Origin of the sequence: Psychromonas sp. (assembly GCF_041586535.1) — a bacterium.
Classification (GTDB): Bacteria; Pseudomonadota; Gammaproteobacteria; order Enterobacterales; family Psychromonadaceae; genus Psychromonas.
Genome location: NZ_JBFGZY010000148.1, coordinates 1 through 9,769 on the forward strand (window position 1 = coordinate 1; position 9,769 = coordinate 9,769).

The following is a 9,769-nucleotide window of genomic DNA, read 5'->3' on the forward strand; positions in this document are numbered from 1 at the left end:
ACAATCCGCAACTAGGCTATGTGGGGTCTTCTTGGTCAGTCAGTAGAAAATTTGTTTTTACTTTCTGCACTTGGTTTTCGTTACAGTATTAAGATTTTAGTACACATAAAGTGCTATTGCACTTTCGCCTTATATCCCCGCACTAAAAAGAAGGGGGAGGGTTTACGGCTATTTTGCTAAGTGAGTTCACCACGCAGGTCGGTGCCTAACAATTCTCGAATCACTTTGTTGGACAGATCCTGACTTAGCAGGTAATAAAGCTTGGCAATCACCGTTTCTGTGGTCATATCCAGGCCGCTAATCACTCCAGCTTCACTGAGTGCATGACCGGTGGCATAACCTTCCATATTGACACTACCCTTCAGGCACTGGCTGCAGTTGACAATTAAAATACCCCTATCTGTTGCCTCTTTCAGGGTTGCTAATAACTGCTCATCCTGCTGCGCATTGCCCACGCCGTAAGTTAATAATACCAGTGCTTCTAAGGGGCTTTTTAACAAGTTATCCAGCACCTGCCAGTCCAGGCCGGGGAAAAGATGTAGGATGGCAATCGAATGGGCATGAATATCACTGATGCGCAGGCGTTTATTAATGGATTTTTGGGTAACACCGGCAATATTATTTATTTCAATGCCCGCTTCTAAGAGAACCGGATAGTTAGGTGAAACAAAAGCACCAAATCCATCAGCATGTTGTTTCGTCGCACGGTTACCGCGGAACAGCTGATTATTAAAAAAGACACACACTTCATTGATCGGATGATGCGCAGCGATAAATAAAGAATTTAGTAAATTAGCACGTGCATCAGAGCGTAATTGTGACAGTGGAATCTGCGATCCCGTTACAATCACTGGTTTGGATAAATTTTCAAACACAAAAGATAATGCCGAGGCGGTGTAAGCCATGGTATCTGTGCCATGAAGAATAATAAAACCGTCAAAATCGAGATAACGGGCCTGGATATCCTGAGCGAGCGCCTGCCAGATATCAGGAGACACATTGGCAGAATCAATCAGCGGCTCATATTCATGGATCTCAAACTCGGGCATCTGCTCATGAAAAAACTCCGGCATCTTGGCAATGGTTTGTGACAGATATCCCGCGACTGGAATATAACCGTCTTTTGAGGGTTTCATGCCGATCGTGCCGCCCGTGTATGCAATATAAATTCTTTTTTTCTGTGCCATCGATTACTCTCGTTTTTGCTTTTTTAAATGTCAATTCGTTTTATCATGTGAGCATGCTCTAATTCATTACAACCGGAAAGTTTTTTCTGAACTGATTAAGTTGTGGAATTCTACGTTAAATTAAGCATGATCTGTAATAATTCTGCTTTATACCCATAACGGATGTCGGCCATCGGCTGACTGCCTCCAAGCCAGAAATAAAAATAAATTGACCTCAATCAATATATTTTTATCAAGAATAATCCTCACAAAACAACAACAGCCAGCACATTAATTTAACAATCATATTTAATTTGTAACATCGCAGCATGGAGAAGGCTAAAAACAAGCGGAAATGTTACAGAATTTGTTAACAGGAAACACAGAAAAATGTACTTTTTTTTGATATTTTTTGCGTACCTTTTCAGGCTATTGACCCAGATCAAAAAATTGATTAATTTGATCTGCATCAACTTCTTTTAATCTTAAATAGCGAGATCCCTATGTCTAACTTTGAAATAACACATCAAGCGCCCAGTAAAGCATCCGAATACATTGCTTATAAAATTACCCAGTTTTTAAAATTTATGCTGAATATTTTTTACGGCACAAAATACGCAAAACGTGCGGTTATTTTGGAAACTATTGCCGCCGTACCGGGCATGGTGGCAGGCATGTTTAATCATCTCAAAGCCCTGCGCCGGATGCGTGATGATCAGGGATGGGTGCGCGAATTATTGGATGAAGCGGAAAATGAACGCATGCACCTAATGATCTTTTTAGATATTGCCAAACCGACCTGGATTGAACGTACTTTAGTGTTACTCGGACAGGGTGCTTTTTTGGTTGTCTATACCTTCTTATACCTTTTATCGTCTAAAACAGCTCACCGCGTAGTGGGATATTTTGAAGAAGAGGCTTGTAAAAGTTATACCGAGTTTTTAGAGAAAATTGATGCGGGGGAAGTAGAAAATGTCGCCGCGCCACAAATCGCAAAAGATTATTACGCACTGGCCGATGACGCGTTATTACGTGATGTGGTACTGCACATCCGCGAAGACGAGGCGAAACACCGCGATCGTAATCATGAATTTGCGGATTCATTTGAAACCGGTGAGCTACCGTCCCACCAGCAGTAATCATTCCCCCCTGCGAAGCAAGGTGATACAACAGATTTAGCTGTTTTATCACCTTATCGCTCAATAACTTCAATTCTGGATAAGCAAATCGATATAATGGCGCTTTCATTATCCAAAGTTGAAGTTAAATATTATTTTCAACCCAGTTTTTTACATCGGCAAAAGGGTATTTTTCTAACGCAGCAAAACCGTTTAAATTACGTACCTTCAGACGGGTGAAAATAGGGGTAGTTAATCCGCAGAAAAAACGCGCCAATAAAACCGGGCTGTTATGCCTGCCTAATTTTCCACTAATATCAGCACTGATCTGTTTAAAATCATATTCACTGAGCGGTGTTAAAGGCGCTATTGCCGGCATAATAGCAGGGTGTCCTGCGCAAACTGAACAATGGCCGCAAGGCTGCTGTAAATTATTATCCGAGAAATAGTGTGCCAGCTGCAGATTAAGGCACTTTTTACTGGCAAAAAAATCCAGTAAAAAATGGATACGCTGCACTTCGGCTTGTTCTTTAGTACTGAAGCGATCCACTAACAGTTCACGTAAATTATCATTCAACGCGGCAATTGTCACCCGGTACACCTGAGTCATCTGTTTGCTCTGCAATTCGATCAGCCCCTGCTGATCCAGATAATCAATGGCAGTGATCACCCGTTGACGGTCCGAAGGATAGATCGACTGGATCCGCTCAAAATCAATGGTCGCCCAGGTGCGCGCCTTATTAGAGCTGTGCAGTATCGCCTGGACAAAATTATAACGCTCATCTTTAAAACGTCCTAACAGGTCCTGCTCAGGCAGCAACAGTTTATATTTATATTCCGCATAATAACTGTAAGCCGGCTGCAGCACGCCCTCCAGTTCGAGATACACTAATAACGTTTTAAGTGCTAATAAACGGATATTGGATAAACTGGAGAGACTGTTCATCACCACTTCCCACTGTCCGTTTGTCTGCTTGATTTCGTTCAGTATAAAATCAATCGCACTCGGCTCGGGCGTATCGGCATAAACAAAATTTTCCAATATATTGATATTATCTTTATTGGCCAGCACCAGACAATCAGCTGCTCGCCCGTCACGCCCTGCCCGACCTATCTCCTGGGCATAATTTTCTATGGATTTAGGCAGATCATAGTGCACCACATAAGCGATATCACTTTTATCAATGCCCATACCAAAGGCGATAGTCGCCACAATTAACGGTAACTCGCCGGACATAAACTGCTGCTGAATAGTGACCCGCCGGTCGTTATTCATACCGGCATGATAAGCCTGTGCCTGAATCCCGGAACGGCTTAGCTGCGCGGCCAGATCTTCGGCGGTTTTCTGCAGGGTGACATAGATAATGCCGGCTTGCCCGCTGCGCTGCGCTAACCAGGGAATAAGCTGAGTCAGCTTGTTAGCACCGCTCGCGCCGATCACCGCCAGATTTAAATTTTCCCGGTAAGATCCGGTAACGGTAATATTGTCGGGATGGATGGCAAATTTATCCGCCATATCCTGAATCACTTTTTGGGTTGCAGTGGCGGTCAATAACAGCACCTGCGGAATATTAAATTCACGGCGATAAGAGGCGAGTTTAAGATAATCCGGACGGAAATTATGCCCCCACTCCGAGATACAGTGCGCTTCATCAACCACCAGTAAAGAAATTGGTATCTGCTTCAAAAAAGAACGGAAACGTTCGCTATTAAGCCGTTCAACGGAGATAAAGAGAATTTTTATCTGTCCGTTTGCCACTTCTTTATATACCTGCGATGATTCCGCGGGAGTCTGCATAGAGTGGATGCTCGCCGCGCTGATCCCTTTACTCTGCAAAAATTCCAGTTGATCCTGAATCAGCGCCAATAAAGGCGAGATCACCAGAGTCAGATGCGGGAGATGCAGAGCCGGCAGCTGGTAACATAAAGACTTGCCGGAACCGGTGGGAAAAATAGCCGCCGCACTCTGGCCGTTAAACAAGGCCTGAATAACCTTTTCCTGGCCTGCTCTGAAAGTTGAAAAACCGAAATGTTCCTGCAATAACCGCAGCATAAAGCCCCCTTTTGCTAAGCTGAAACCTCTTTATAACATATCGCTGCAGCTGCGAATATGCTCTATTTAACCTCAACTCAGGATAATGAAAGCGTAATTATCTTTAATATCATAATGTTAACGTTTTATATTATACAGTTCCGTTAGTTTTGTGTGGTTCAAGGCGAATCATCGTAGCAATAGCCGGCTATTGGTAGATGATTTAACGCGGAAATAACCGAATTGTATCGATTTGCTTATCCAAAGCTGAGGTTATTTAAGTGTATAATCGGCATTCCAATTTAATAGGGGTTATTCACTTTATGCGCATCCATGCTATCCATAAACTTTATCAGCACAGGCTTAGCCAGTGCACCCGCCCTTATTTGGCCAGAGGGAGCAGGATAGAGCGCTGTACAAATTGTATGTTATTACCCTATTTATGTATCTGCTCCCTGAAAAAAACAGTTCACAGTAACAGCGCATTTCTGCTGCTGATGTACGATGACGAAATATTAAAACCCAGCAATACCGGACGTTTGATTGCTGACCTGATCCCCGATACCTACGCTTTTATCTGGTCGCGCACTGAGCCGGATCAGGCGATGCTGGCTTTATTAAATGATCCGCAATGGTTCCCTATGGTGATATTTCCTGCCGAGTACAGTACGCCGGAGCGGATTTTATCAACTTACCCGGGAGCAGCAGAAAATCAGCGGCCGCTGTTTATTTTATTGGATGCCAGCTGGGCGCAGGCAAAAAAAATGTTCCGTAAAAGCCCCTACCTGGATAAGCTGCCGGTAGTGTCATTTTCCCCGGAAACACTATCGCGTTACCTGGTGCGTAAAGCCGCCAAAGATAATCAGCTGGCCACCGCTGAAGTGGCCGGGCTGGCATTAGAATTTATCGGTGAAAAGGAAAATGCGCAGGTAATGGATCTGCTTTTTGAAACATTCAAAGAAAATTATATGCTCGGTAAAAAGCGCCGGCAATTACCTGAGCAGGCGATGCAATACAGATTAGCCGAGAAACTCGATAAATTACCAGAGTGATTTGCCTGCCTGATTGCCCTAGAGCGCCACCACGGAGCCTCGGCCTTAGCCGAGCTTGATGATAGCGCGGCTGAAGCTGAGGCCCCAAACAGATAACTAATACATTGAGTAACTACCTGACAATTTAGATATCTACTTAGTGCATGAAATGCCACCTACAGATTCTCTTTTACGCTAAGCTTTTTTGTCCGCTTGTTTTGGCAAATCGGCAGACAAACTCGCTAATCGCAGCCGGATTATTAAGATCCAAGACAGGCAGATCACAATCTGCAACCGGGCCATCACAGGCAACGGCAATAATTGTCCTATCGTTTTTAAACAAAAAAGGTTTATCAAGTTCGTTGCGGTGCAGCTCAATTTTATTAAACGGCTGCTCGCGGAAGCCTTCCACCAGCACCAAATCCAGACAATCCGTTTGTAATAAGGCTAATTGTTCGTGCAGCTCACTGTCCTTTTTCTGACCATATTCGCAGAATAATATAGCGCGCTGTGTGCCGGCTAACACCAGCTGTGATGCACCCGCTTTGCGCAGCCGGTAACTGTCCTTGCCGGGTTGATCCATTTCAATATCATGATGGCTGTGTTTCACCAGCGCCACCTTCAGCCCCTGTCTGACCAACAGAGGAATTAATTGTTCCAGTAAAGTCGTTTTTCCGGTACCGCTAAAGGCGGCAAAGCCTAATAAAGGTACGGGAAAGTCAGATAATTTTGTCATATATACCCTTATATTCAGCAACCCAAAAATGCATTTTGAAGTAGTTCAGATACATATAAAAGGTTGAGATGTAAATAATAAAAAACATAGCCTGGCAAAGCATATCCGCGATACCAAGTATCTCAGTGAAAAGTTATCAGGTATTTTATACAATTCCGTATTGTCTATTATACAGAACGGTGCCTCGGCTTTCGCCGAGCTTAATGATAGCGCGGCTAAAGCCGCGGCATAACTAATTATATCTGACTTAATTGCGGAGAAATTCGAATATAACTCTATCTGCCAGCAATCCGTGGCTTGCATCATCAAAAATGCCCCCCTCTCAAAATAGAGAAAGCAACACTACGGGCAATTAAAGCGCCTATCATATATGATAAAGCCGCTCCTTTTTTACGGCGGTGTCGGCATGCTTTTTAACAAATACAAGCAGATCTGAAAGTGGCAAAGGTCTGGAGAAGTAATAGTCACAGCCGGCCTCTTTTAATATTTCCACATGTGCTTGTGTTTCCACACCTTCAGCTAATACAGATATCCCTAAATTTTTTGCTTAAAATTATCCTGCATAAACTGCTGGACAGAGACATTGATGGATAGTTGAAAGGAAACTTTTTCCTGCTTTTTCAGTCGTGCAATTTCTTTCATTGCTTGATGCATAATATACAGCCCTAATTGCGGCATATAGCCTGTTTTTTCAGCAACAGGAATAAACTCATCGGGGCCAACAAAGCCAAGTGCTTTACTGTTCCAGCATAGTGAATCCTTTTAATCATTCATTACAGAGAGATAATTGCATATACTCCAGCTCTTCACACAGTTCTTTGATTACTTTGGAATAACCATCATGTCACTTTATCTTCATGAATTTTTAATGCTGAGTTTAATTCACTTTCTTGCGGTGATTTCCCCGGGTCCCGATTTTGCGGTGATTGTGCGCCAGAGCATCAGTTTCGGGCGTAAAACCGCCATGATCACCAGTCTGGGGATAGGTGCGGGTATCTCGATGCACGTGCTGTACACCCTGCTGGGCATCGGTTTTATCATTACCCAGTCAGCAACGGCATTTATGGTCGCCAAAATAGCCGGGGCGTTATACCTGACTTACATCGGTGTGAAGATGCTGCTTAGCAAAGCGCCGCAAAATAGTACGCTGCAACTGCCCTCGGATGCCGTTCCGGAGCATCATAAACGCGCCTTTATGCTCGGATTTATGACCAATCTGCTAAATCCTAAGGCGACTATGTTCTTTTTAGCGATTTTTACCACTGTAGTCAGCATTAATACGCCGCTCGTCGTACAGAGTATTTACGGTATCTGGCTGTCGCTTAGCACCGCGCTGTGGTTCCTGCTGGTATCGTTATTCTTTTCCCAGCACAGGCTGCGCGGCAAATTTATCCGTCACGGCTATCTTTTTGAGCGGGTGATGGGCGTGGTACTGCTGGTATTTGCGACAAGACTCGCAGTGCAGCTGTTTTAGTTGATTATTTTTCCAGCAGCTTGTTAAAACTGGCGCGAATAAATAAATGCTGCACCAGTATTGAGCATACTGCACCAATTCGATCCGTAACACACTTTTGCAGCTTATTTTACAAACCAGACAAATTTGTTAAGTAGCTCACAAAAATACAATATTTCTTTGTTTAACAAAGCATTATAGATAAACTTTGTTACTATGCGAGACGACACCTTTTGGTTGGCGCAGTTTTTGCTTCTCTAACAGAGCGGAGCAGACAGGTCGTAACTTATAACAATACAAGCGGCCCTTTTTTACTGCGCGACAGTAAGAAGATACTGTTATCAAAGGATTTTTGTAACAGAGTTTAATTATAAAAAACAAGGAAAATAACCATGACTATGAAAAAAGCAATCCTACCTGCAATGATTTCTGCCTTATTCGCAACATCAGCACAAGCAGCAACCCTTTATGAAATTGACGACACAGCAGTAAGCCTAACTGGTGAAATCAGCGCATTTTACACCGTTAACGACGAAAAAGAAGATGGTGACGAAGTGGATGAGAATGGTGTTCTATACTCTGAAGTTGCCCTGCAGTTTGATGTTTCAACTAAAGTTTCTGACAGCGTAACGGCTATCGGCTCTTTTGAAGTTGAATCTAAAGATGATGAGGATGTGGACTTTCATGCTTTGAAAGTTGATGATGCCTGGTTAGGTTTTGCAACTGACTTCGGTACAGTTAAACTGGGTGAGACGGGCAGTTCATACGCAGTGCTGGAAAAAACCGAACTGTCTAACGAATCAGACGAATACGGTGCTGGTGAGTACTCAGATTCAGAAGATGATGGCCGTGCGGTTCGTTATGAAAACACGCTTGGTCCAGTTGCGCTTTCTGCTAACTACTCTTTTGTAGGCGGCAACTCAGGTCAGGGCAATGATAATTTTGCCCTGTCTGCTGATTATGCGGTAGATGATAATTTCACTATCGGTACCGCTTACCTGAACGGTGACAAGACTTCTTCATGGGGTATCTCAGGCGCTGTAGAAGTAGAAGGTTTCTATGCAGCGGCGGTTTATACTGATAATGATGAAGCTGAAGGCGATACTGACTTCACAACTAAAGCCCTATCTGCTTCTTATGATTTTGACCTGGCAACAGTGTACGGCTCATACCAGATGAAAGAATTCGACACTAATGCTGAAGCTGATTTAGATTACTGGTATGTAGGTGTTTCTCACGACGTGACAGCAAATATCTCTGCTTTTGTTGAATACAGTGACACAGAAGCTGATGATAAGAGTTATGAAGCATCGGCACTTATTGCCGGTATCTACTACGCATTCTAATCTTTAAACAAGATTTAAAACATGCTAACCAGTGCTGAATTCAGCACTGGTTTTTTTTTGCCCGTTCCGCGGTGCACTGATTGCGGCAGGGCGATTTGTGGGTTATTGTCAGCCACTCATTATCTGAATTTGGAAGCCAACAAAATGAAAAAAATTATATTATTTGCCCTGTTGCTACTGCCCGCTCTGGCATCAGCTTATCGCCTTGAAGTGGCGCAGGGTATTACTGTCTACACCATCAATGGTGAAAAAGTCTCCTCGCACTTTGCTGATAGCTACCAGCTTGTTAAGGGTAAAAATCAAATAGCAGTGAGATTTGACGGGAAATTAAGCGAACAGGGAAAAAAAGAACATTTTCAGTCTAAACCCTACCTGCTAACCTTTGCCGCTAAGTCGAATCTGCACCTGGAGATGCTCTCTGAGCGGTATAAAACCATTGCCGCGGCAGAAAAACAGGGCATGGCGATTTTTAAGGCTGAGTCAGGTGCAGTGCAGATAGAGCAAATCCCCTTACCCGCTATCTCCAGTACGTTACCCTATGTGAATATTGCCGGGTTAGTCAGCCATTATAATGAAAAAAACGGTCTGTATTTTTCTCAGGGCGGCATGGAGAAATTATCCGCAACTCAACTCGCTAAGCAGCAGAGTGCAAAAGAGAGTAAAGTGGTTGCGCAGTTAAAATACTGGTACTCCCAGGCAACAGCTGCAGAAATTGCCGCTTTTGAGCAATGGCAAGCAGCACAGTAAAGTTATACCAATTCCGTTAATTAGATGATCTATTTAGGCGTAGGAAAAATGGATGAAAGCAAGGCATTGATTGCAGTAACTAGTTGTTCTAATTACAAAATCAATAACAAAGACTAAAACGTAGTTTTATGTCTAGCTAG

The 9,769-nt window shown here is 43.4% G+C and carries 8 protein-coding genes and 1 pseudogene; 5 read left to right on the plus strand and 4 right to left on the minus strand.

The annotated features are described in order from the left end of the window. Positions 1-176: 176 nt before the first annotated feature. Positions 177-1,187 carry an asparaginase gene (gene ansA / locus ABZA00_RS14595; RefSeq protein WP_372882893.1) on the minus strand — a complete coding sequence of 337 codons (1,011 nt, stop codon included), beginning with the start codon at positions 1,185-1,187 and terminating at the stop codon, positions 177-179. 482 nt (positions 1,188-1,669) lie between these two features. Between ansA and ABZA00_RS14600 the strand changes: the two genes are divergently transcribed. Next, on the plus strand, positions 1,670-2,305 hold the full coding sequence (locus ABZA00_RS14600; RefSeq protein WP_372882894.1) for an alternative oxidase: 636 nt from the start codon (positions 1,670-1,672) through the stop codon (positions 2,303-2,305). A gap of 124 nt (positions 2,306-2,429) precedes the next feature. Here the strand turns inward: ABZA00_RS14600 and ABZA00_RS14605 are convergent, their stop codons facing one another. Beyond that, a complete protein-coding gene (locus ABZA00_RS14605; RefSeq protein WP_372882895.1) occupies positions 2,430-4,337 on the minus strand; it encodes an ATP-dependent DNA helicase RecQ in 1,908 nt (635 codons plus the stop codon). A gap of 260 nt (positions 4,338-4,597) precedes the next feature. Here ABZA00_RS14605 and ABZA00_RS14610 point away from each other — a divergent pair, with 260 nt between their 5' ends. Then, complete coding sequence (locus tag ABZA00_RS14610; protein WP_372882896.1) at positions 4,598-5,368, plus strand: tRNA-uridine aminocarboxypropyltransferase; 771 nt, start codon at positions 4,598-4,600, stop codon at positions 5,366-5,368. Between the two features lie 169 nt (positions 5,369-5,537). Here the strand turns inward: ABZA00_RS14610 and mobB are convergent, their stop codons facing one another. After that, positions 5,538-6,083, minus strand: a complete 546-nt coding sequence (gene mobB / locus ABZA00_RS14615; RefSeq protein WP_372882897.1) for a molybdopterin-guanine dinucleotide biosynthesis protein B — start codon at positions 6,081-6,083, stop codon at positions 5,538-5,540. Positions 6,084-6,617: 534 nt separating this feature from the next. Beyond that, positions 6,618-6,818: pseudogene (locus ABZA00_RS14620) on the minus strand (EAL domain-containing protein); the annotation flags it as partial. Positions 6,819-6,924: 106 nt separating this feature from the next. On the opposite strand from ABZA00_RS14620, the gene ABZA00_RS14625 reads away from it, so the two are divergent. The 3 genes from ABZA00_RS14625 (at position 6,925) to ABZA00_RS14635 (ending at position 9,629) form a co-directional block, all read left to right on the plus strand. Further along, positions 6,925-7,557, plus strand: coding sequence for a LysE family translocator (locus tag ABZA00_RS14625; protein WP_372882898.1), 633 nt, complete (start codon positions 6,925-6,927; stop codon positions 7,555-7,557). 371 nt (positions 7,558-7,928) lie between these two features. After that, positions 7,929-8,882, plus strand: a complete 954-nt coding sequence (locus ABZA00_RS14630; RefSeq protein ID WP_372882899.1) for a porin — start codon at positions 7,929-7,931, stop codon at positions 8,880-8,882. Between the two features lie 144 nt (positions 8,883-9,026). Continuing rightward, the gene (locus ABZA00_RS14635) at positions 9,027-9,629 is read left to right on the plus strand and encodes a DUF2057 family protein (RefSeq protein WP_372882900.1); all 603 of its coding nucleotides are present in this window, start codon (positions 9,027-9,029) and stop codon (positions 9,627-9,629) included. Positions 9,630-9,769: the final 140 nt, after the last annotated feature.

What these genes read in the sequence shown, in the direction of transcription:
- mobB (WP_372882897.1), bottom strand. Translation starts at nt 6,083, where the DNA reads ATGACAAAATTATCTGACTTTCCCGTACCTTTATTAGGCTTTGCCGCC.
- ansA (WP_372882893.1), bottom strand. Translation starts at nt 1,187, where the DNA reads ATGGCACAGAAAAAAAGAATTTATATTGCATACACGGGCGGCACGATC.
- ABZA00_RS14630 (WP_372882899.1), top strand. Translation starts at nt 7,929, where the DNA reads ATGACTATGAAAAAAGCAATCCTACCTGCAATGATTTCTGCCTTATTC.
- ABZA00_RS14625 (WP_372882898.1), top strand. Translation starts at nt 6,925, where the DNA reads ATGTCACTTTATCTTCATGAATTTTTAATGCTGAGTTTAATTCACTTT.
- ABZA00_RS14605 (WP_372882895.1), bottom strand. Translation starts at nt 4,337, where the DNA reads ATGCTGCGGTTATTGCAGGAACATTTCGGTTTTTCAACTTTCAGAGCA.
- ABZA00_RS14635 (WP_372882900.1), top strand. Translation starts at nt 9,027, where the DNA reads ATGAAAAAAATTATATTATTTGCCCTGTTGCTACTGCCCGCTCTGGCA.
- ABZA00_RS14600 (WP_372882894.1), top strand. Translation starts at nt 1,670, where the DNA reads ATGTCTAACTTTGAAATAACACATCAAGCGCCCAGTAAAGCATCCGAA.